Source organism: Dethiosulfatibacter aminovorans DSM 17477, assembly GCF_900142005.1.
Taxonomy (GTDB): Bacteria; Bacillota; Clostridia; order Tissierellales; family Dethiosulfatibacteraceae; genus Dethiosulfatibacter; species Dethiosulfatibacter aminovorans.
The window spans coordinates 67,602-89,123 of the sequence record NZ_FQZL01000012.1; the positions used below are offsets into that span (position 1 = coordinate 67,602).

22 protein-coding genes and 1 riboswitch are annotated in these 21,522 nt (G+C 38.9%); of the genes, 3 read left to right on the plus strand and 19 right to left on the minus strand.

Annotation, left to right across the window (positions count from 1 at the left end; genetic code table 11):
- Positions 1-15: 15 nt before the first annotated feature.
- A complete protein-coding gene (gene thrS, locus BUB05_RS09375; RefSeq protein ID WP_073049344.1) occupies positions 16-1,941 on the minus strand; it encodes a threonine--tRNA ligase in 1,926 nt (641 codons plus the stop codon).
- Positions 1,942-2,525: 584 nt separating this feature from the next.
- Here thrS and hflK point away from each other — a divergent pair.
- Both hflK and hflC read left to right on the plus strand, forming a co-directional pair.
- Positions 2,526-3,683, plus strand: a complete 1,158-nt coding sequence (hflK, locus tag BUB05_RS09380) for an FtsH protease activity modulator HflK (protein WP_175548541.1) — start codon at positions 2,526-2,528, stop codon at positions 3,681-3,683.
- A 10-nt stretch (positions 3,684-3,693) separates the two neighbouring features.
- The gene (gene hflC, locus BUB05_RS09385; RefSeq protein WP_073049345.1) at positions 3,694-4,617 is read left to right on the plus strand and encodes a protease modulator HflC; all 924 of its coding nucleotides are present in this window, start codon (positions 3,694-3,696) and stop codon (positions 4,615-4,617) included.
- Positions 4,618-4,699: 82 nt separating this feature from the next.
- On the opposite strand, the gene BUB05_RS18675 is transcribed toward hflC, so the two are convergent.
- The 10 genes from BUB05_RS18675 to BUB05_RS09435 form a co-directional block, all read right to left on the minus strand.
- Positions 4,700-4,864, minus strand: a complete 165-nt coding sequence (locus BUB05_RS18675) for a hypothetical protein (RefSeq protein ID WP_175548542.1) — start codon at positions 4,862-4,864, stop codon at positions 4,700-4,702.
- Positions 4,865-4,997: 133 nt separating this feature from the next.
- Entirely contained in the window at positions 4,998-5,618 is a 621-nt protein-coding gene (gene hisIE / locus BUB05_RS09395) for a bifunctional phosphoribosyl-AMP cyclohydrolase/phosphoribosyl-ATP diphosphatase HisIE (RefSeq protein WP_073049347.1), read from the minus strand.
- Positions 5,619-5,646: 28 nt separating this feature from the next.
- Positions 5,647-6,405 (minus strand): imidazole glycerol phosphate synthase subunit HisF, encoded by a 759-nt coding sequence (hisF, locus tag BUB05_RS09400; RefSeq protein WP_073049348.1) that lies wholly within the window; start codon positions 6,403-6,405, stop codon positions 5,647-5,649.
- Positions 6,387-7,106: a 1-(5-phosphoribosyl)-5-[(5-phosphoribosylamino)methylideneamino]imidazole-4-carboxamide isomerase gene (hisA, locus tag BUB05_RS09405; protein WP_073049349.1), complete on the minus strand. Its 720-nt coding sequence runs from the start codon at positions 7,104-7,106 to the stop codon at positions 6,387-6,389. Before hisA ends, hisF begins: the two co-directional genes overlap by 19 nt.
- Positions 7,103-7,708 carry an imidazole glycerol phosphate synthase subunit HisH gene (gene hisH / locus BUB05_RS09410; RefSeq protein ID WP_073049350.1) on the minus strand — a complete coding sequence of 202 codons (606 nt, stop codon included), beginning with the start codon at positions 7,706-7,708 and terminating at the stop codon, positions 7,103-7,105. The genes hisA and hisH overlap by 4 nt, the downstream gene beginning before the upstream one ends.
- Complete coding sequence (gene hisB / locus BUB05_RS09415) at positions 7,708-8,286, minus strand: imidazoleglycerol-phosphate dehydratase HisB (RefSeq protein WP_073049351.1); 579 nt, start codon at positions 8,284-8,286, stop codon at positions 7,708-7,710. Before hisB ends, hisH begins: the two co-directional genes overlap by 1 nt.
- Positions 8,283-9,308, minus strand: coding sequence for a histidinol-phosphate transaminase (hisC, locus tag BUB05_RS09420; protein ID WP_073049352.1), 1,026 nt, complete (start codon positions 9,306-9,308; stop codon positions 8,283-8,285). The genes hisB and hisC overlap by 4 nt, the downstream gene beginning before the upstream one ends.
- 13 nt (positions 9,309-9,321) lie before the next feature.
- Complete coding sequence (gene hisD / locus BUB05_RS09425) at positions 9,322-10,605, minus strand: histidinol dehydrogenase (RefSeq protein WP_073049353.1); 1,284 nt, start codon at positions 10,603-10,605, stop codon at positions 9,322-9,324.
- A gap of 1 nt (position 10,606) precedes the next feature.
- Complete coding sequence (gene hisG, locus BUB05_RS09430; RefSeq protein ID WP_073049354.1) at positions 10,607-11,236, minus strand: ATP phosphoribosyltransferase; 630 nt, start codon at positions 11,234-11,236, stop codon at positions 10,607-10,609.
- Positions 11,236-12,192: an ATP phosphoribosyltransferase regulatory subunit gene (locus BUB05_RS09435; protein ID WP_073049386.1), complete on the minus strand. Its 957-nt coding sequence runs from the start codon at positions 12,190-12,192 to the stop codon at positions 11,236-11,238. Before BUB05_RS09435 ends, hisG begins: the two co-directional genes overlap by 1 nt.
- Positions 12,193-12,708: 516 nt before the next feature.
- Between BUB05_RS09435 and BUB05_RS09440 the strand changes: the two genes are divergently transcribed.
- Complete coding sequence (locus tag BUB05_RS09440) at positions 12,709-13,884, plus strand: cation:proton antiporter (RefSeq protein WP_073049355.1); 1,176 nt, start codon at positions 12,709-12,711, stop codon at positions 13,882-13,884.
- Positions 13,885-13,985: 101 nt separating this feature from the next.
- Here the strand turns inward: BUB05_RS09440 and BUB05_RS09445 are convergent, their stop codons facing one another.
- The 8 genes from BUB05_RS09445 to BUB05_RS09485 all read right to left on the minus strand — a co-directional run bounded on the left by BUB05_RS09445 (position 13,986) and on the right by BUB05_RS09485 (position 21,472).
- Positions 13,986-14,363, minus strand: a complete 378-nt coding sequence (locus BUB05_RS09445) for an SHOCT-like domain-containing protein (protein ID WP_073049356.1) — start codon at positions 14,361-14,363, stop codon at positions 13,986-13,988.
- A gap of 13 nt (positions 14,364-14,376) precedes the next feature.
- Positions 14,377-14,751 carry a DUF2089 domain-containing protein gene (locus tag BUB05_RS09450; RefSeq protein WP_073049357.1) on the minus strand — a complete coding sequence of 125 codons (375 nt, stop codon included), beginning with the start codon at positions 14,749-14,751 and terminating at the stop codon, positions 14,377-14,379.
- A 35-nt stretch (positions 14,752-14,786) separates the two neighbouring features.
- Positions 14,787-15,182 (minus strand): hypothetical protein, encoded by a 396-nt coding sequence (locus tag BUB05_RS09455; protein WP_073049358.1) that lies wholly within the window; start codon positions 15,180-15,182, stop codon positions 14,787-14,789.
- A gap of 854 nt (positions 15,183-16,036) precedes the next feature.
- A complete protein-coding gene (locus tag BUB05_RS09465) occupies positions 16,037-17,224 on the minus strand; it encodes an aspartate aminotransferase family protein (RefSeq protein WP_073049360.1) in 1,188 nt (395 codons plus the stop codon).
- 16 nt (positions 17,225-17,240) lie between these two features.
- Complete coding sequence (gene dapD, locus BUB05_RS09470; RefSeq protein ID WP_073049361.1) at positions 17,241-17,960, minus strand: 2,3,4,5-tetrahydropyridine-2,6-dicarboxylate N-acetyltransferase; 720 nt, start codon at positions 17,958-17,960, stop codon at positions 17,241-17,243.
- 182 nt (positions 17,961-18,142) lie between these two features.
- Positions 18,143-18,895: a 4-hydroxy-tetrahydrodipicolinate reductase gene (gene dapB / locus BUB05_RS09475; protein ID WP_073049362.1), complete on the minus strand. Its 753-nt coding sequence runs from the start codon at positions 18,893-18,895 to the stop codon at positions 18,143-18,145.
- Between the two features lie 2 nt (positions 18,896-18,897).
- On the minus strand, positions 18,898-19,782 hold the full coding sequence (dapA, locus tag BUB05_RS09480) for a 4-hydroxy-tetrahydrodipicolinate synthase (protein ID WP_094762824.1): 885 nt from the start codon (positions 19,780-19,782) through the stop codon (positions 18,898-18,900).
- A gap of 246 nt (positions 19,783-20,028) precedes the next feature.
- Positions 20,029-20,174: riboswitch (Lysine riboswitch) on the minus strand.
- Positions 20,175-20,341: 167 nt separating this feature from the next.
- The gene (locus tag BUB05_RS09485) at positions 20,342-21,472 is read right to left on the minus strand and encodes a M20 metallopeptidase family protein (protein ID WP_073049363.1); all 1,131 of its coding nucleotides are present in this window, start codon (positions 21,470-21,472) and stop codon (positions 20,342-20,344) included.
- Positions 21,473-21,522 lie beyond the last annotated feature (50 nt).

Sequence of the window (21,522 nt, forward strand, 5' to 3'; positions counted from 1 at the left end):
TGAGTTTTTCATGCCTTATACCAAGCCTGGAGAATCATTGTCCCTGTTTTTGATTTTAGCAAGGATTTCCTCTGCAATTTCCTCCACGCTCTTGCTTCCCACGTCTCCTTCGGCTCTTTGCCTTACGGAGACTTCAGATGCTTCAACTTCCTTTTCACCTACAACAAACATGTAAGGAATCTTCTGAAGCTGTGCCTCCCTGATTTTGTATCCTATTTTTTCCGACCTTGTATCCAATTCAACCCTGATGTCCATTTCTTCAAGCTGCTTCCTGACTCCTTCAGCATAATCGTTGAACTTGTCGGAAATAGGCAGTATCTTCACCTGAACAGGTGCAAGCCATGTAGGAAATGCTCCTGCATAATGCTCTATGAGGATTCCCATGAATCTCTCGATTGACCCGAAAATTGTTCTGTGGAGCATTACAGGTCTGTGCTTCTCACCATCCTGTCCTACATATGAAAGGTCGAATCTTTGAGGCATCTGGAAATCAAGCTGACAAGTACCGCACTGCCATGTTCTTCCGATTGCATCTTCAAGATGGAAATCGATCTTAGGTCCATAGAAAGCTCCGTCTCCCTCGTTTACTATGTATTTCACGTTCATTTCCACAAGCGCCTCTCTAAGGGATTCTATGGCTACATCCCATTCTTCATCTGTTCCTATGGCCTTTTCAGGCTTTGTGGAAAGCTCTACATGATACTTGAATCCGAATAACTTGTACATTTCATCTGTAAACTTCACAACTCCCATGATTTCATCCTTAAGCTGACTTAGAGTCACAAACAGATGGGCATCATCCTGCGTGAAGCTTCTAACCCTCATGAGGCCATGCAGGGCGCCTGACATCTCATGTCTGTGAACAAGTCCCATTTCTCCCAGCCTCAGGGGAAGATCCCTGTAGGAGTACATGTTGCTTTTATATACGAGTATTCCACCCGGACAGTTCATAGGCTTCACTGCATAGTTTTCTTCATCAATATTTGTAAAATACATGTTTTCCTTGTAGTTTTCATAATGCCCCGATCTGTGCCACAATTCCTCATTAAGGATTATTGGAGTCTTAATCTCTCCGTATCCCTTCTTTACATGTTCCTTTCTCCACAGGTCTTCAAGCAGATTTCTGAATACCATTCCCTTCGGATGGAAGAACGGGAAACCAGGTCCTTCTTCGTGCATTGAGAAGAGATCAAGCTCCTTACCAAGCTTTCTGTGATCCCTTTTCTTTGCTTCTTCAAGTCTGTGAAGGTATTCTTCAAGCTGCTTGTTCTTCTCGAAAGAAGTTGCATAGATTCTCTGAAGCATCTTGTTGTCTTCGCTTCCTCTCCAATATGCACCAGCTATGCTGAGTATCTTGATTGACTTGACTTTTTTTGTACTTTGAAGGTGAGGTCCCGCACAAAGGTCAACAAACTCTCCCTGCTTGTAGAACGATATTACTGCATCCTCCGGAAGGTCGTTTATAAGCTCCACCTTGTACTTTTCGCCTCTTTCTTCAACATATGCAAGAGCCTCATTTCTTGGAAGTTCGAATCTTTCTATCTTAAGGTCTTCCTTGACTATTTTTTTCATTTCAGCTTCAATTTTTTCGAAATCAGCTTCTGTAAATACATGTTCCGAATCGAAGTCGTAATAGAATCCGTTTTCGATAGCAGGTCCTATTGCAAGCATGGTTCCTGGATATAGTCTCTGAACAGCCTGAGCAAGAATATGGGAACTTGTATGTCTGAATATATCCTTGCCTTCGTTGTCGTCAAATTTCAGAAGGCTCACTTCACTGTCCTTTTCCACCAGCTGGTCCAAACCTGCAGGACATCCGTTTACCATTGCTCCAACTACTACCCTTGCCAATCCTTCACTTATATTTTTCGCTATGTCTATTACTTTAACCGCTTCTTCAAATTCTCTAATGCTGCCGTCAGGCAGTGTTATCTTTATCATTTTCTTCCTCCTCAAATTAAAAAATTATAATTCTCAGGACGTCGAGTCCTTCAAATCATCTGACGTTTAAAAGAGTGATAATTCCCAGATTCCGGAATTATCTTAACCGTCATGTACAAAAAAATAAAATCCCGTCCCTGGAAAGGGACGAGATAAATTCACGTGGTTCCACCCTAATTGGTTCTCTAAAGGCTTATCGCGCCTGGACGAAGTCCTTTCTTCATTTTGAATTCAGACTTTGTTCGGAGCTAGTTTTCAACCGGTCATGAATGAAAATACTTACAGCCAAGGTATCTTCTCTCTGTCAGGGATGTCTCCAAATGATTTCGGTTTTTGGAAATCATTAAGTTCTGGAACATCCCAAAATTCAAAAGGCTCGATGCCTAGTGAATTTTTATTGATTCTGTTTCCAGTCTACTCGACTCGTCATCACATTTAATATTGTTTTTATTATAAATATTCGGGATTGCTTTGTCAATACTATAGTTGAATCATTCATAATGTTTTCTGTGAATTTAACAAATTATTAATATCTTTCGGTTCATTTGTGATGTATAATGTTTTTTAACGAAGGGAGTGTTAATATGAATTCAATATTTTCAATTATCATTTTATTTATCATCATCAGTGTTATTTCCTCAATAATAAGAGGAATATCCAATAGCAAGGGAAACCCTTTTGAAAGATTCACTAAAAAAGGTGACGAACCAAGAGAGTACGACGAAAACGGGAATCCTGTATTCAAGAAGAAAAATGTCAACATGGGTAAGTTTCCGGGAAAAATGGTGCTGCTTGTGATAGTGGTGATTCTCATTGCTCTTTCTACAATGAATGCCTACTATACAATCGACCAAAGCGAGCAAGCCTTGATTTTCAGATTTGGCGCTCATCACAAAACCGTAACGACACCGGGTCTTAATTTCAAAATACCATTCATTGACACCGTAGAATTTGTAAATACGGAGGAAATCAGAAGGATTGAATACGGCTTCAGAAGCAATTCTCAGGAAAGTTCATTCTTCGATGAGTATAGAAGCGATAACTATTCGGATATTTATTCTGAGAAGATTATGATTACGGGAGATGAAAACCTTGTTGAAGTTGAAGTAATCGTGCAATACAAGGTTATAGATCCCGAAGCATATATCCTCAATGTGGACGCACCTAAGGAAACATTGGAGCTGGCGGCTTATTCAAGGATAAGAAGGGTTGTTGCAAACCACAACCTGGACGATGTTCTTACTTTGAACAAGGCAGTAATGCAACAGGAAATGCTTGAGGACATACAGGAAATATCCAACAAGTACGGTCTTGGAGTATTGATTACAACAGTTCAACTTCAGGATGTTGATCCGCCTGATGCAGTTGCGGCTGCATTTACCGATGTCGCCAGCGCAAAGGAAGACAAGGAGAAATACATCAATGAAGCAAACCAGTATTTCAACAAGATCATTCCTGAAGCCAGGGCTCAAAAGGAAAAGCTGTTGAATGAAGCCACAGCGTACAAAACTGTTAGAATCAACCAGGCACAGGGTGACGTGGCAAGATTCACACAGATTCTTGAGAAATACAAGGAAGCCACTGAAATAACCAAAACAAGAATGTACATAGAAACCATGCAGGAAATACTTCCGGGTATGGACATTTACATTGTAGACGGAGACAATATTACAATGCTTCCTGTAAGCGGTGCGGACACCAGTGCAGCCAAGGCTGTAGTCGGTGCAACTGCAGGACAATAGGAGGTGCGACATGAAAAAAGGATTGTTATTATTTCTGATAATAGTGCTCGTAATGGTCATGTCAACTGCGGCATATACAGTTGACACAAGAGAGCATGCCATAATCACAAGGTTTGGAGAAGTTCAAAAAATCGTAGTCAATGAAGACAATTACGATACTGTAATGGAAACCATAAACAACAGTGAAAAGTACAGCCATGTAAAGATTTCAACAAGCAAAGGACTTCATTTCAAGGTTCCTTTCATAGATACTGTGGAAAAGCTTGAAAACAGGCTCATAACGTACAAGACAGCATCGAGACAGGTAAACACGCTGGACAAGAAAATCCTCATTCTAAGCAACAATGCGCAATGGAAGATTGTTGATCCCCTGCTCTTCAGACTTACTATGAAAAACGAGCAGCAGGCCAGCCTGAGGCTTGATGATATACTTTATTCTGAAATCAACGTTCAGGTAGGTAAAACTGACGCTCATACATTGATAGCAGACAAGGATTATCTTGAAGAAATGTCACATACAGTAGTGAATGATGTAAATCTGGAACTTGCAAAATACGGTATGGAGGTTCTTGACAACAGAATCTTGAAAACTGATCTTCATGAAAGCAATATCCAAAACATCTATGCCAGGATGGAAGCCGAAAGAAAGCAAAAGGCACAGCAGTATAGATCTGAAGGAGAAGAGGAAAAACTTAAGATCATATCAAGTACTGACAAGGATGCAGCCATTATGATTTCAGAAGCAAAGAAAGATGCAGAGATCATAAAAGGTGAAGGAGATGCAGAAGCCACACAAATCTACAGTACCGCCTACAGTGCAGACCCTGATTTCTACGAATTCTACCAGACTCTGGAGATGTACAAGACAACTCTTGATGGAACAACAATGGTCATTGACGAAGAATCACCGCTGTTCAAGTACCTGACAAGATAACACTCAAAATGCCTGAAATCATAAAAATTTCAGGCATTTTTCACAGCATGATAAAATTGAAAGTGCATTAAAAAAATCCGGTTCAACCGGATTTTTTGTTTTTGTTGTATTTTTTGTCATTGACGCTTTGATTCTTATTTTCCTTCATTGCCATGTCAAATGGGTCTACTGGTTTAACCTTATTGGCATCAGGCACAAAAATTTTAATCAATAAATCTTCCAATGAAAAGTCTTCAAATAATTTCACAATTACACCCCTATTATATCCCATTATTTGCTATTCTTACCTTATATGATATCACCATATTCAAGACTTTTCAATAAAAAATGTTCATTCTTTTATTTGTGCGTTTGATGTCCTAATTAAATCTCTAATGTTCCTATTTATGTCTTGATTTAAGTTCTCTTTTAATTTCCTCTATGGAAACTCCCTGGTTTATCATAAGAACCAGTGTATGATAAACCAAATCGCTGATTTCATATATCAGTTCGTTCTTGTCATCATTCTTGGCTGCAATTATAACCTCTGCAGACTCTTCTCCAACTTTCTTGAGTATCTTGTCCACACCCTTGTCAAAAAGATAATTGGTGTAGGATCCTTCAACAGGATTCTCTTTCCTGTTGTCTATAATCCGGAACAGCTTGTTGAGCATATCCTCTTCAAAAGCATATTCAACAACTGGATTGTGGAAACAGGAATACTCGCCGGTATGACATGCCGGTCCGATCTGCTTGACTTTTATAAGAATAGTGTCTCCGTCGCAGTCATAATAAAATCCTTTTATTTCCTGAAGATGCCCCGATGTTTCACCCTTTTTCCAAAGCTGTTGCCTGCTTCTGCTGTAGTATGTCGCATATCCGCTTTCAAGAGTCTTCTTGATGGATTCTTCATTCATATAGGCCATCATAAGAACTTCTTTGGTAGCAACATCCTGTGCTATAGCAGGTACAAGCCCTTTCTCGTCAAATTTGATTTTTTTCAATGTCTCTTCAATATTCATAGTTTACCTCTTGTCTGTAGTTTTTAGTTTATAATCTTATTTCTATTCCTTCTTCTTTAAGGTACTTCTTTAGTTCCTTAATGTCAATTTCACCAAAATGAAATACGGATGCTGCCAAAATTCCATCCACATCTGCCTTAACAACAGCCTCCTTGAAATGTTCCATCGTTCCTGCTCCCCCCGAAGCTATTACAGGCACATTGACCCTGTCTGTTATTTTCTTCAACAATTCAACATCATAGCCCTTTTTCATCCCGTCTTCATCTATGCTGTTAACTACAATTTCACCGGCTCCAAGTTCGACTCCACGTACAGCCCATTCAATCGCATCAAGATCAGTCTTTTCCCTTCCACCTTTTACATATACACTCCATGATCCTTCATCATTCTTCTTGGCATCTATTGATAGTACAACACATTGGGCCCCGAACCTTTCAGATGCATCCTTTATGAGTTGCGGATTCTTTACAGCTGACGAATTGACCGATACCTTGTCGGCTCCTTTCCTGAGTATGTCCTTGAAGTCATCAACTGTAGAAACTCCTCCACCTACACTGAAAGGTATGTTTATTTCGTCAGCCACCTTCTTCACAAACTCATAATGGGTTTTCCTTTCATCGGATGAAGCAGTTATATCGTAGAATACAAGCTCATCGGCTCCGTTATCACTGTAGAACTTTCCAAGAACCTCCGGAGCATCAACATCCACTATGTCCTTGAACTGCTTTCCCTTTACTACTCTCCCGTCTCTTACATCAAGACATGGTATTATTCTCCTTGCAAGCATTTTATAGCCTCCTTAAAATCAAGTGTTCCATCACAAAGAGCCCTTCCAATTATGGCTCCATACATATCCAATTTTTCAAGCCTTTTAACATCCTCCAAGCTTGATACTCCCCCTGAAGCTATTATGTCAAGTTTTGTGGACTTCTTCAGTTTTTCATATACTTCAAAGTTTGGTCCCCTAAGCATTCCGCCTCTTAGAATATCCGTATATATCAAAGTTTTTATACCGCACTCCTCCATCAGAGAGCATATATCCATGACATCTACAGAGGTCACATCCTTCCATCCCCTGACTGCAGCCTTGCCGTTTACTGCATCTACAGATACAGCCAGGTACTTTGCATATTTTTCCGAAAACCTTCTTAGAAGATTCTGGTTTTCAACTGCAATAGTGCTTAAAACAATCCTGGACACCCCCAGGTCAAGAAGTTCTTCTATCCTTTCTTCCGTCCGTATTCCTCCACCGATTTCAATAGGAACACTTATGCTTCTGATTATTTCTCTTATGGATTCCCGGTTTACCAGAGAAACGGACTGTGCTCCGTCAAGATCCACCACATGAAGGTATTGTGCGCCCTCATTTTGCCACTTCAACGCCATTTCCACAGGGTTATCCGAATAGATGGTTGCATTTTCCAAATCGCCCTGGATGAGCCTTACGCATTTGTTGTTCTTTATGTCTATTGCCGGAAGCAATATCATTCTATTATTTCCTTGTATGCCTTCAATATATTATGTCCAACCATTCCACTTTTCTCTGGATGGAATTGTATGCCGTAGATATTGTCCTTGTTGACAATTCCGGGAATCATTATTTCATAGTCTGAATAGGCAACAAGCTCACTGTTGTCCGAATCGGCATAATATGAATGCACATAATATACATACTCGCCTTCATTTATATACTTCAGTATTTTATTGTCCTTGTCCTTGAAATTCAAGGAATTCCATCCCATATGAGGAACCTTGAGGGAAACTTCCATTTTTTTGATTTCACCTTCAATGAGCCCAAGTCCTTCGTATTCTCCATATTCATAACTTTTATCATAAAGAAGCTGCATTCCAAGACAAATTCCTATTATTGGCTTTCCATTTCTTACTTCTTCCTTGATTACTTCGCTCAATTCCAGCTTGTCAAGAAGAGCCATTGCATCCCTGTAAGCTCCCACTCCCGGAAGAATAAGCGTCCTTGCATCCCTTATTTTTTGAACACTGTCCGAAACAACAATATCAAGACCTACCCTTTCAAATCCCTTTTGGGCTGAATTAAGATTACCCATTCCATAATCAATCATTACATTCATTACAATACCCCCTTTGAAGAAGTTATCCTATCATCGATCACCTGCGAAGCTTCAGCAAGGGCTCTTCCTATTCCCTTGAATACTGCCTCGATCTTATGGTGATCATTATCTCCATACAGGACTTCTGCATGGAGCGTAATTCTTGCCTCGTTGCTGAAGGCTCTTAAAAACTCCCTGAAGTTCTGCGTATCCATCCGTCCCAGGTAGTCCTTTGACAACTTGTCATCATAGACCAGATAGGCCCTCCCGCTTATATCAAGAGCCACCCTTGCAAGAGCCTCGTCCATTGGAAGAAATACAGTTGAATATCTTCTTATTCCCTTTTTATCTCCCATGGCTTCAAAAAATGCCTTTCCAAGGGAAATACCTATATCTTCAACTGTGTGGTGGGTGTCCACATCAAGGTCTCCCCTGCATTTGACAGTGAGGTCAAACTTGCCGTGAAATGCGAACAAATCAAGCATATGGTCGAAAAAACCGATTCCAGTATCAATATCCGCCTTACCACTGCCGTCAATATTGATTTTTATCTCTATTTCCGTCTCCTTGGTTTTTCTCTCAATAGATGCTTCTCTCATATGATATCCTCCAGTTCCTTCAACAGAATTTCATTTTCTTCCTTGTACCCTACGGAGATCCTGTAGTAACCTTCCAGGTCGCCAGTGAACTTCCTGATAAGAACTCCCCTCTCATTGAGCTTGTCAAACAGGTTTTCCGTTTCATTGTAAATAAAGATAAAATTGGATTTGCTTGGATATGTTTTTATACCAAGACCAGCAAGCTTCTCAGAAAGGTCATCCCTCAGTTCTGCTATCATGGAGGTAAACTCTTTTACCTTCTCAACCTGTTCAAATGCCTTATTGGCAACATACTGGGTTAAAGTATTGATATTGTACGGAACCTTGATCTTCCACAGCTGGTTCACCATTTCAATGTTGGCGATAAGACATCCCATTCTTATGGAAGCCAGACCGAATGCTTTTGACAGAGTCCTCATGACTATAAGATTTTCATAGTCATTTATCTTATCGACACAGGAATCTCCGCCAAAATCTATATATGCTTCATCAAGTATCACAACAGAATCATTAAGTTTATCCAATGTCCTTATTATATCATCTTTTTCAATATAATTCCCTGTTGGATTGTTTGGATTGCAGATGATTATCACCTTTGGTTTTTCTTCAGCAGCCCTTTCAACCAGATAGTCCAGGTCAAAGGAAAAATCATCATTGCTTTCAAGTTTCACATATTCGGCACAGGCAAGTTTGCAGTAGACATCATACATGCTGAAGGACGGAACAAATCCCATAACCTTGTCACCCGGCTCGCAGAAACCGTTGATGACTGTAGTGATCATTTCACTTGATCCGTTGCCTACCATTATGTTTTCCTTCTTTACCGAATAGAAAGCAGCCATATTTTCTCTCAGTAGCTGTGAATCGCTGTCAGGGTATATGTTAGACTGAAATCCTTCTATGAGCAGGTTTTCATCTATCAGATAATTCTTCCCTTCATTGGCATCAAGCTTTACCCTGTAGGGAATTTCATTTACAAAATACGGCTTCAAATCTCTTACACTCTTTTTTAGTTCAATCATATTTCCCTCTCCCTTATTCAAATCTTATTTTTATGGAATTTGCATGCCCGGTGAGACCTTCGTTTTCTGCAAATCTTATTATGTCATCCTTTGTTGCTTCAAGGGCATCCCTGCTGTAGTAAATAAGGGATGTCTTCTTTATAAAATCATCAACGCTCAACGGAGATGAAAATTTAGCTGTGCTGCTTGTCGGCAGGGTGTGGTTGGGGCCTGCAAAGTAATCCCCTACAGGCTCAGGAGTGTAGTTCCCCAGGAATATTGCTCCTGCATTTTTTATTTTCTTGTAATCCTCAAAGGGATTGACTGTAGCTATTTCAAGGTGCTCAGGCGCTATCTCATTTGTTATATCTATTGACTCCTGTAATCCGTTCGTATGTATTGCCGCACCGTAGGTTGTCAACGACTTCAGGATTATATCCTTCCTCTCAAGGGTGTCGGTAATCTTTTTCAGCTCTATATTCACATTCCTAATAAGAGAAGGCGAATCCGTAACAAGTATTGATGCAGCCATTTCATCATGTTCCGCCTGTGAAATAAGGTCTGCAGCAATATATCTCGGATTTGACGACTTGTCGGCTATAACCAGAATTTCACTTGGTCCCGCTATCATGTCGATTCCAACAAAATCCGAAACCATTTTCTTTGCAGCTGCTACATAGATGTTCCCGGGCCCGGTAATCTTGAATACCTTGGGTATTGATTCAGTACCATATGCAAGGGCGGCAATTCCCTGTGCTCCTCCCACCTTGAATATCCTGTCAACTCCCGAAATGCTGGCGGCTGCAAGTATTGAATCCTGAATCTTTCCTTCCTTGTTGGGAGGAGTTATCATTATAACCTCTTCAACACCGGCAAGCTTTGCAGGGACAGCATTCATAAGTACCGTAGATGGATATGCAGCCTTTCCGCCCGGTACGTAAATGCCTGCCTTTTCTATTGGATTTACCAGCTGACCAAGTATTATATTCTTGCCATTAGGCTTGTAGGTTGTGGATTCCCTCAATTGCCTCTTGTGGTAGTCCTTTATATTGTTGTAGGATTTCCTTATGGTTTCAAGGAGGTCGCTGTCCACTCGAGCTACGGCTTCCTCTATTTCCCTGCCGGTCACTTCGATACTGTCAAGCTTGACACCGTCGAATCTCTCTGTATATTCCTTTACTGCATCATCGCCATTCTTCTTTACATTTTCAATGATACCTTCAACAACCTTGTAGATTTCCTTGTAATCCGTCGTGGTTCTGTCGAAAAGTTCATTAAGAAATTCCCTGCTTTGTCCCGATTCTATTACCCTCAACATACTAAGCTTCCTCCAGATTTCTAATTTTTTCGATTATTCCATCTATCTGTTTCATCTTGAATTTGTATCCGATTCTGTTTGCTATTATAAGGGGATTGATTTCAAACATTTCTTCCATCACTTCAAGTCCGTTGGCCCTAAGTGTATTGCCCGTTTCGACTATGTCTACTATTACATCCGAAAGGCCAAGTACCGGCGCAAGTTCCACTGAGCCGTTAAGCTTGATTATCTCTATCTTTTGTCCCCTTGATTCGAAATATTCCTTGGCAGAATTGGTGAACTTGGTAGCAACCCTTAGTATTGATTTATTCCTGTCGACTTCCGCCCCCTTCATTCCCGCTATGCTCATATTGCAGTAACCGAAAGGCAAATTATAAAGCTGATATACGTCTGACCGGCTTTCCTTGAGCATGTCCATTCCGACTATCCCTATATCTGCAACACCATTATCCACATATGTAACAACATCAGAGTTTTTCAGAAGCATGAACTTTATTTTGTTCTCTTCATCTATGAATACAAGTTTTCTAGACTTAAGGTCAAGACAATGTCCAATGCCTATCTTGTTGAAAAGCTCCGCAGACTGCTCTCCAAGTCTTCCTTTCGCAAAAGCAACTGTCAAATAATCCATTATATTTCTCCTCCCTTATAAAGAATTTTTAACAACTCGTCTATCTCTATTGAAAATCCTATGGCAGGAATCACTTCACCGAAACGTTCCGTATAGGTATCATACCTTCCGCCCTTTATTATTTCCCTGTTGGAATCCCTGAAATATCCTCTCAGTGTAACTCCAGAATAATATCCAAGACTGGATACCATGGAAAGGTCACAGGTGACATTTTTAGTGAAGTTGTTTTCCTCAAGAAATGCATATATTTCCTTTAATTCCTTAAGTCCCTTTTCCATCCTTTCATTCAGGAAGCTGTTTTCTATCTTTTCAAGTACCGTCTTCAATTCCCCTTTCATGTCTATAAGGTTCAAAAGCGCATCATACGCTTCATTGTCTTTGAAATTCTTTATATACCTTTCCAATTCCTGCTTGTTCTTCCTGTCGAGGAAATACATTATCTTTGAATACTCATCTTCGCTAAGATAAAATTCCTGCAGAAGGCCTTTCAAATACTCGGAACTTCCCAGCTCCATTATGTACTTGTCTCTGTACTTGCTCATAATATCATTGGCAAGCATTATTACTTCCTTGTCCGCATCTATTGTATCTATGCCCAGACATTCTATGCCCATCTGCCTTATCTCCTTGACGGAAATGCCAGCCTGTTTGAATATCTTCTCATAATAGAAAAGTTTAAGCTTCAGTCCGTCCTCCCACTTTGGAAGAAGATTTGTAAGAAGGTTCGACGTTATGTCAGGTCTGAGTATGGATATTCTTCCATTTGCATTAATAACCTTTACAGTCGATTTTCTGTTTGATCTTGAATTCATGGATACATACTTGTCGTAATCCTCCACTATCTCGGGCTCGTAATTCATATATCCCTTGTTGAGAACCATCTTCTCTATATCGTTTTTAAGTTTGTATCTTTTTGACGAATAGGCCAATTCATCCTTAATGTTTGTAAATTTCATTTCTTCCTCCAATTTTTTTGTTACTCTCTGGTTATGCATGTTCAACTTTCCATATCTATAAAAAAAAGCCATCCGGATGCATCCGAATGGCTTAAAATTCTTATCCATCATAGATGCAGTCTATAGCAACGACTAATAGAGCTTGCATCCATGAACTATTTTGAAAATAGTACTAGAACAAACTCTTCCTTCTATGATGATGATGAATATTAAATTGTGCAATTATTCTGTTCGCTAAACATTCCATATTCATTACCTCAAAAATTAATCAAATGATTTGGTGAAATCATCTTAATAAGATTAACATTTTATTACAATATTGTCAATATTTTTATGGCTTTTTATTAATATTTTACGTTTCTTATTAAGAGTTTCATATATAACCATCCAATTTCCAATGATTTCAAGGTTAAAAAAACAATATCAACTTAAATCATTTATATTGACAAAATTAGTTGGTTTTATTAAATACTGATTTGCTGTATAATATTAATAACACAATCAGGAGGCTAGCTTATGAACACATTACTAATACTAAGCATAGCAGCAATTTTTGGTCTGTTGTCGGCAGCATTTCTAAGAAGATTCAAAATGCCTTCAGTCACAGGATATCTTATTGCAGGTCTTGTTATCGGACCCTCAGTGCTCAACATAATACCTCACAGCATAGTGGATCAAATAAGCATCATAAGCGACCTGGCCCTTGGTCTAATCGCATTCCATATTGGAGAAAACTTTGAGCTAAGTAGAATAAAGCAGCTTGCAAGAAGAATAACATCAATCACTGTTATTCAGGCTACTTTTACCTTCATTGCAGTTTCCATAATCCTTTGTCTTGCTACAAAGGATATCATATTTTCATTGGTCATAGGTTCAATATCAGCTGCTACTGCTCCTGCTGCAACAATGATGGTAATAAAGGAGTACAAGTCAAAAGGAAGGCTTACAGACACTTTAATCTCGGTAGTTGCACTTGATGATGTAATGACAATAATCATTTTCAGTATAGTAACTGCAATTTGCGAAATAATAAGATCAGGCAACACAAGCTTCAAGGAAGCAGTTGTCCATCCTTCAATAGAGATTTTTGGTTCAATAGGGTTGGGAGCGGTACTGGGCCTTATAATATCTTATTCCGTAAGAAAGAGGAAGGCGCGGGATTTCCTTCTTGTAAACTCCCTGGCATTGATAGTACTGGGAATAGGAGTATCTCTTCAGTTCGACCTTTCTGCTCTTTTAACCTGTGTTTCAATGGGATCCGTTTTAACAAACTTTTCAGGTAAAAGTACCCGTGTGTTTGATGAAATCGAAAGCTTTGCAGTACCAGTTTATCTACTGTTTTTTACAATTTCAGGAATGCATCTGGAAATAGGAGTAATAAAAGAAATAGGTATCACAGGTGTAGTCTACATATTTGCACGTACAGCAGGTAAAATAGGCGGCGCCTATCTGGGTGCCTTGCTAACCAAGTCGTCTGCAAAAGTCAAACATTTCCTTGGATTCGGTCTTCTACCACAGGCAGGAGTCGCAATCGGACTTGCCGTCATAGCATCGGAAAAATTCCCGGAATATGGAACAACAATAACAAACATGGTAATGCTTGCAGTGTTCTTCTATGAAATTGTAGGTCCTTTCATAACAAAAAGCGTACTTATAAAAAGCGGTGAAGCTCAGGAAATCAGGCACGGATAAATTTAAGGCCGTCAATAAAAAAAACTTTCCAAAGCTATAAAAAACAGACAGGACATTAGTCCTGTCTGTACATCCAAACATAATTCAATCTGATTGAAGTTCTATTCCACGTATACTTCAACAGTATCCCCTTCGTCCGTTTCTACTTCCACGATCTTTCCTTCTGCTCCGCTTTTTATAAGTTCCAGTATCTCCTGTATATCAATATCCTTCATTGATTCCTCAAGATCCTTGTCAAAGTTCTTGCCTATCTTAAGTCCTGTCTCAACCAGTGCTATAGGCACATTTACATTGACTTTGCTTTTTTCACCTTTCTTATTGCTTAAAACCTTAATCCTAAGCCATTTGGCTTCTGTTCCCTTTTTCGTATCCAGCTTCTCGCTGCTTTCCTCTATGGAAGAAAGCAGCTTGCTTCCTTCCTCTGCTGTAATTGTTCCTTCTTCAATCATTTTCAAGATTTTTAATTGTTCTTCTCTCATTATATTAACCCTCCTATACTTCTTCGCCGTTCAACAACTTCAATGCTTTTTCAGAAGTTATTAAACCCTTGCTTAGCTTATCCAATATATCCGTCTGATTAACAGAATCCTTCTTTGCTTCTTCCCTGTATCCCAATGCCTCTATTACCTCATCCAGAAACTTTCTTACAGTAGGATAGGACACTCCAAGTTCCTTCTCTATTTCCTTAATATTTCCCCTGTTTTTTATGAAAATTTCTGCAAAATATTTTTGTTCCTTGTTAAGATGATCGAATTTGTCAAGTTCAAATTCTCCGCTTATGGTCGTACCGCATCTTCTGCAGGACAACTGCGTCACCTTAAGCTTGTTGTCGCACACGGGACATATTCCAATTACTGCCTTCTTCATACTATTAGACCTCATATCATCAACTCCATTAATATCTATTTTGTATAGATTTGTACCACTGAGCCATCGTCATCTTCAACTTCAACTATTCTCATAGGCGGATGGTTTCTCAACACATTGAACAGGTTCTTGATTTCCCTGCTGTCAAGTTTTTCAAGAATCTCTTTTTCATCGGAATGCCTGATTCCCATTTTCACACCCCATGATGCCAGACTTCCCATCAATCCAAGAGGGAGAGGAGGAAGATTGATTTTGCTGCCCTTTTCTCCATCCTTGACTTTAATCTTAATCCACCTTGATTTTCCTCTTACAATTTCAGATTCATTTATATCAACTTCATCAGAAATGTCTATGGATTTTATCAGATCAACAGCCTCATCCACTGTGATCTTCTTTTCTTCCAGCATTTCAAGTATTGTCATTATTTTCATATGAATACCTCAATCAATATATTCTTTTCATATTGTCGCAGAATCCCATAAAATAGTTATCATAGCTTTTACATTTTCTTTTTCTGTTATATTCTATTTTATCATATAGATCTCGTCCGTCATACGTTTCCAAGTCAAACATTTTTACACCTCCAAATTTCCAATCAACCTGTCTTCCGTCTATCGGTATATAATTTTTTAAATTTCTTGATTTTCTAAAATACATTCCCTAGAATATCTCTTATATTGTTTCTAGATTCATTTCTTCTTTTTTCTGTCCTGTAGTATTCTATCCTCTTGTATGTTTCGTATCCTTCTTTTAAATAATTCCTCATAGCTCTTCCCTCTTATTAATTTTATTAATCCGTCCATTAATTATCTTTATCTGATTTAATTATACATTCATAAAATTGATTTGTCAACCTATTATATTAATATTATTAATTTTCAAATCAATATTATTAATGTCAGCATCAGTATATTTGATTTAACTCAATAAAATAGAGCCTTTCGGCTCTATTTATTGGGCTAAATCTTATCTACTAAAATACTGATCTTGAGTTATACATTGCATCGGTTGTGAAATCTTTCCTTCTTTTTTTTCTATTTATATATTCGATTCTTCTGTAGGATACACATCCTTCTTTAAATAGAACTTTCATTTTTTCATACCTCTTAATTTTATTGATCGGGTCATTTGCTATCGATTTATTATCAATTGATTATCATTATCTACTATAATTGTACATCCATATCTCTAATTTGTCAATTTGAATCCTCAGGACATCGAACCCTGCAAATTTTCTGACATTTCAGTTGGTATGTCAGAATAATAAAAAAAGAGCCTTTCGGCTCTATTTTTTAATATTTTTAATTATATCTTCAAACAATTCAATGAATTTATCAATTTCTTCAAAGGTAATATTTAGAGCTGGCACTATTCTCACTATATTTCCTGCCGTTACATTGAGAAGCATCTTTCTTTTCATACCCTCTTCTTTTATGAGGTTGGCATATTCTCCTGTATTGATACCAAGCATCAGGCCCTTGCCCCTTACTTCCTTGATTATGCCCGGATATTTTTCAGACAGCTCATTAACCTTGTTCCTTATATAATTTTCTTTTTCTACAACTCCATCAAGAAGTTCCTTGCTTAAAGTTTCCTTGACTACAACCAATCCTACTGCACAGGCAACCGGACTAGGTCCAAAGGTTGTTCCATGGTCTCCCGGGACAAGAACGTCGCAGCATCTTTCACCGGCAAGAACCGCTCCTACCGGAAATCCTCCTCCAAGACCCTTGGCTACTGTTACCATATCAGGAACTACATCATAGTTTTCACATGAAAGGAATTTTCCAGTCCTTCCAATTCCAGCCTGGATTTCATCCACTATTAAGAGAAAATCATACTCCAGAGAAAGCTTCTTCACTTCCTGTAAAAATTCCTTGTCCACCTCAACTATTCCACCTTCTCCTTGAATAGCTTCAATAAACACAGCACACACATCTTCATCTATTAATGATTTGATGCTTTCTATACTGTTGAAATCAAAATAGTCCACTCCAGGAATAAGGGGTTCGAAACTTTCCTGATATTTTTTCTGACCAGTCAAGGCAAGACTTCCACAAGTTCTTCCGTGGAATGAGTTGTGAGCAGAAAGAATTTTTATCTTCTTTTCAGATTTTGACCTTCCATATTTTCTAGCTATTTTTATAGCAGCTTCGTTTGACTCTGCTCCTGAATTTGTGAAAAACACCTTTTCAGCAAATGTATTTTCCACCAATAGCTTTGCCAACTCAACCACAGGCTCGGATGCAAAGTAGTTTGACACGTGGATGTATTTTCCTATCTGCTCGAAGGCAGCCTTCATTATCCCTTCATTTTTGTGTCCAAGGCTGTTTACGGCAATACCACTGAACATGTCAAGATATACATCACCGTTTATATCTGTTACATAAACTCCATCACCTTCAACTATCTCTATTGGAGTTCTGTTGTATGTATTAATGATATACTTACTATCGTTTTTTAAAAAACCCATAAAATCACCTCGGTTCCTAATCCATGTCTCTCAAATCATCAAGAAGCTTTGTCTTTTCTTCAGTCTTTTCATCCTTCATCTTAACAACTTTAGCCGGTGATCCTGCAACAACCGCTCCCGCAGGTACATCTTCAGTTACTATTGCTCCAGCAGCAACAACTGCGCCCTTTCCAACTCTTACACCTTCAAGCAGAACTGCATTTGCTCCCACAAGAACATCATCTTCTACGATTACAGGCGTCTTTGACGGCGGTTCAAGGACTCCTGCCACAACTGCACCGGCACCTATATGCGCATTCTTTCCTATAGTTCCTCTGGCACCTACTACTGCACCCATGTCTATCATCGTACCTTCACCTATTTCGGCTCCAATGTTTATTGTAGCACCCATCATGATTACAGCACCCTTGCCTATCGAAACCCTGTCTCTAATTGTAGCACCAGGCTCGATTCTTGCTGGAATCTCATTTGTATCCAGAAGAGGTATTGCAGAGTTTCTTCTGTCATATTCCAGTTCATATTCCTCTATGTTTGCAGCATTTTTGTCTATTATTGACTTTACAACATCATATTCACCAAATACTACAGCACTTTTTTCAGTTCCAAAAACCTTGCAACCAGCAAAATCAATTTTGTCTAAAGCTCCATTTACGTAAAATTTTACCGGTGTCGCCTTTTCTGCGTCCTTAATGAATTTGGCAATTTCATAAGGATCTGTCATCTTTTTTTGTTCCATACATAGCTCCTCTTTATTTTTAGCTTAAGAAAGTTAAATGTACATAACCCCTTGTTCTATAATTTAATAATTAATAATATAACATATTTACTATTAATATTCTACCGTTTTTTCGTATCAATATAAACCGGCAAAAAACAAAAGGAACCATAGATTTCTGACCCTTTTGTTTTTTGGGGTATTTATCCTATCATGTCGTTCATATCGTAGAAGCCTGGTTCCTTGTCTGCCATAAATTCAGCAGCCTTTATGGAGCCAATTGCAAAAACCTTCTTTGATGTTGCAGTATGTCTAATCTGAATTATTTCATCAACACCTGCAAACATGACTTCATGCTCACCAGCAATAGTACCGCCTCTGATAGCATGTACGCCTATCTCTTTTTCCCGTCTTTTTGTGTCGTTTCCTTCCCTGCCGTAAACAAGATCACATCTTTCATTCAATGTGTCGTTAATTGCCCTGAGAAGCATCTTTGCAGTGCCGCTTGGGGAATCCACTTTCTTGTTGTGGTGTTTTTCCATAAGCTCTATATCATAGCCGTCCTCGAGAAGTTCAGCTGCCTTTTCAATAAGCTTGATCATTACATTTATTCCATATGACATGTTTGCACTTCTGAATACCGGAATCTTTTTGGATGCTTCCATTACGGCTTCCATATCCTTGTCATTGTATCCTGTTGTGGCAAGAACCACAGGCTTGTTGTTTTTTATTGCATAATCCAGAAGAGGAAGCAGTACGTTCCTGCTTGAAAAATCAATTATGGCATCTATGTCCTCCTTGATATCCTCAAAAGAATCGTATACGGGGTAGTCTCCCTGTCTGGCTATTCTGTCAACTCCAGCCACTATGCAGCAGGTATCCCTTTCATCCGCCTGGGATGAAATAACTCTTCCCATTGCTCCATCGCAGCCCACCATTAGTATTTTTGTACTCATAATTATCTCCTTACAAGACCGATTTTATTCATTGATTTAAGAAGTGTTTCCTTATTTGCTTCAGACATCTCATAAAGCGGCATTCTCAATTCTCCCACATCGAAGCCCATCATGTTCATGCATGTCTTTACAGGAATAGGGTTTACCTCTATGAAAAGACTTCCTATCATATCGTTCAACTCAAGCTGGATTCTTCTTGATTCTTCGATATTTCCTTCGTGAAATTTCATTACCATATCATGTACCTCGGCAGGCATCACATTTGAAATTACAGATATTACACCTCTTGCTCCAAGTGACATGAGGGGTACCACCATGTCGTCATTTCCTGAATAAATTGCAAAATCAGTTCCTGCAAGCTTGCTCATGACCTCTGCAGCATAACTTATATCTCCTGTAGCATCCTTCATAGCCACTATGTTCTTGATCTTAGAAATTTCCACTACAGTATCAGCTTCAATTCTAAGACCTGTTCTTCCAGGTACATTGTATATTATGATAGGAATGTCCACTCTTTCGGCTATGAACCTGTAGTGGTTTACCAGACCCCTCTGAGTAGTCTTGTTGTAATATGGCGTAACGAGCATAATTCCATCTACACCAATACTTACAGCATACTGGCTAAGCTGCAGGCAAAATGCCGTATCGTTGCTTCCGGTTCCTGCTATTACAGGCACTCTTCCATCAACTCTTTCCACACAGTACTTCATTACCTTCTTATGCTCTGCATCACTAAGGGTAGATCCTTCACCCGTAGTTCCACAAGTTATTATTGCATCTATTCCCTTCTCTATCTGCCAATCTATCAACTCACCGTACTTGTCAAAATCAACCTCTCCGTTTCTAAAAGGTGTTACTATCGCTGTTCCTGCTCCATCAAATAACATAATTGTATCCTCCAATTTTTATTTTTTTATTTAATCTGATTTTTGCTTGATGCATATTGTTTTCATTTTTATATTTCAAGTGTTTTTTCATTAAGGTCAGACAAGTCAAATCCAACACAAAAATCGACCCCCTTTGGAATTATTATTTAAAACAATAGATACAAAGAAGGTCGACTTCAATGACAATTTATACAAAAAAGCCATGAGTAAAAACTCATGACTAATAATCATCTAATTCTTACCCCCATGTATCACAGCACTCCCTAGACAGTGGGTCTGTTTCGGACAGTGCCATACTTGTTCAGCATAGCCCCAATATACATTTAGTATATTTCGGCGACAGTCCCTTTCCCCTTAAGTACTCTTGACTAATCGCGGCCTCTGTAATACACATATTCAAGTTTGTTAAATGTTAACAGAAAGAAATTACTTTGTCAACTGTTTATGCAATATTTAATCCATAATATTGCTGTTGAAAACAGGTGTGTTAGCAAAACACACGAAAAACCATTTTCCAGTTGATTTCATGGAACAGGCACCGTAAAACCGGTGCCCAGATTTATTCTATAACTGATTTGTATTTCAACAGATTTATATATGAATCTATGCCGTTTTTAATAACCTGGTCATCAGCCTGGAATCGGCTGTTGTGAAGTGGTTGTATAAATCCTTTCTCCTCGTTTTTTGATCCAAGGAAGAAAAATACTCCTGGATATTCAGCCTGATAAAAAGAGAAATCCTCTCCCGTCATGTAAGGTTTGACTATTTCCACAACATTACCCTGTGATTTTATAAATTCCTCAGTAAGCTTTTCATCGTTGTCAACAGGCTTGTAAAAATCCGTTATCCTCACTTCTATTTCCATTTCATATGCCTTTGCTATACCCTCGCATATGGTAGCTATCCTTTCCTTGATCCTGTCATATACTTCCTGTCTGAAGGCTCTAATTGTTCCTCCCATTTCTACTTTCCCGGGAATTACATTATGAACAGAACCACCCCTAATATATCCTACGGTAACAACGGCATCATCTATTGGTTCTATGTTCCTGCTTACAATGCTCTGAAGAGATGATATCACCTGGGAAGATATGAATATAGGATCTATTGCACTGTTTGGCACTGCTCCATGTCCTCCCTTTCCTATGAGGTCCAGTTCAAATTCACCGGACATTGCCATTAATGGACCCGGCTTGACTCCTATTTTCCCCTGATCCAGATATGGCCAGATATGAAGGCCGTATATTTCCGTGATATTGAATCTGTCAAGCTTTCCACTTTCAACAATTGGTCTTGCTCCTCCAGGACTTTCTTCCGCCGGCTGGAATATGAATACAATATTGCAGGATGTCTCTACATCCTTAAGATATTCCGCAAATCCTAAAAGAACGGCTATGTGATAATCGTGGCCGCAGCCATGCATATATCCTTCATGCTCGGATTTCGTTTCTCCAACCGTTTCTTCCTGTATGGCAAGAGCATCTATGTCTGCTCTGAAAGCTATGGAAGATGATTCATCAGTTCCCTTTTTATATGCTATGGCTCCTGTTTCCAGTGCCGCCTCCACTTCATAGCCCATTACCTTTAAAGCATTCAATATATATTCCGTAGTCTTGAATTCCTTCATTCCCACTTCCGGTATCTTGTGCAATTCTTTTCTGTACTCCACTGCCCTGGTGTAATAATCCATAATTTTCTCCTTAACAATAAATATATCGGGTCATTTAGCCTGATGATTTT

Coding starts and splice junctions, on each gene's coding strand:
- thrS (WP_073049344.1), bottom strand. CDS start 1,941: ATGATAAAGATAACACTGCCTGACGGCAGCATTAGAGAATTTGAAGAA.
- hflK (WP_175548541.1), top strand. CDS start 2,526: ATGAATTCAATATTTTCAATTATCATTTTATTTATCATCATCAGTGTT.
- hflC (WP_073049345.1), top strand. CDS start 3,694: ATGAAAAAAGGATTGTTATTATTTCTGATAATAGTGCTCGTAATGGTC.
- hisIE (WP_073049347.1), bottom strand. CDS start 5,618: ATGAATATTGAAGAGACATTGAAAAAAATCAAATTTGACGAGAAAGGG.
- hisF (WP_073049348.1), bottom strand. CDS start 6,405: ATGCTTGCAAGGAGAATAATACCATGTCTTGATGTAAGAGACGGGAGA.
- hisA (WP_073049349.1), bottom strand. CDS start 7,106: ATGATATTGCTTCCGGCAATAGACATAAAGAACAACAAATGCGTAAGG.
- hisH (WP_073049350.1), bottom strand. CDS start 7,708: ATGAATGTAATGATTGATTATGGAATGGGTAATCTTAATTCAGCCCAA.
- hisB (WP_073049351.1), bottom strand. CDS start 8,286: ATGAGAGAAGCATCTATTGAGAGAAAAACCAAGGAGACGGAAATAGAG.
- hisC (WP_073049352.1), bottom strand. CDS start 9,308: ATGATTGAACTAAAAAAGAGTGTAAGAGATTTGAAGCCGTATTTTGTA.
- hisD (WP_073049353.1), bottom strand. CDS start 10,605: ATGTTGAGGGTAATAGAATCGGGACAAAGCAGGGAATTTCTTAATGAA.
- hisG (WP_073049354.1), bottom strand. CDS start 11,236: ATGGATTATTTGACAGTTGCTTTTGCGAAAGGAAGACTTGGAGAGCAG.
- BUB05_RS09435 (WP_073049386.1), bottom strand. CDS start 12,192: ATGAAATTTACAAACATTAAGGATGAATTGGCCTATTCGTCAAAAAGA.
- BUB05_RS09440 (WP_073049355.1), top strand. CDS start 12,709: ATGAACACATTACTAATACTAAGCATAGCAGCAATTTTTGGTCTGTTG.
- BUB05_RS09445 (WP_073049356.1), bottom strand. CDS start 14,363: ATGAGAGAAGAACAATTAAAAATCTTGAAAATGATTGAAGAAGGAACA.
- BUB05_RS09450 (WP_073049357.1), bottom strand. CDS start 14,751: ATGAAGAAGGCAGTAATTGGAATATGTCCCGTGTGCGACAACAAGCTT.
- BUB05_RS09455 (WP_073049358.1), bottom strand. CDS start 15,182: ATGAAAATAATGACAATACTTGAAATGCTGGAAGAAAAGAAGATCACA.
- BUB05_RS09465 (WP_073049360.1), bottom strand. CDS start 17,224: ATGGGTTTTTTAAAAAACGATAGTAAGTATATCATTAATACATACAAC.
- dapD (WP_073049361.1), bottom strand. CDS start 17,960: ATGGAACAAAAAAAGATGACAGATCCTTATGAAATTGCCAAATTCATT.
- dapB (WP_073049362.1), bottom strand. CDS start 18,895: ATGAGTACAAAAATACTAATGGTGGGCTGCGATGGAGCAATGGGAAGA.
- dapA (WP_094762824.1), bottom strand. CDS start 19,782: ATGTTATTTGATGGAGCAGGAACAGCGATAGTAACACCTTTTAGAAAC.
- BUB05_RS09485 (WP_073049363.1), bottom strand. CDS start 21,472: ATGGATTATTACACCAGGGCAGTGGAGTACAGAAAAGAATTGCACAAG.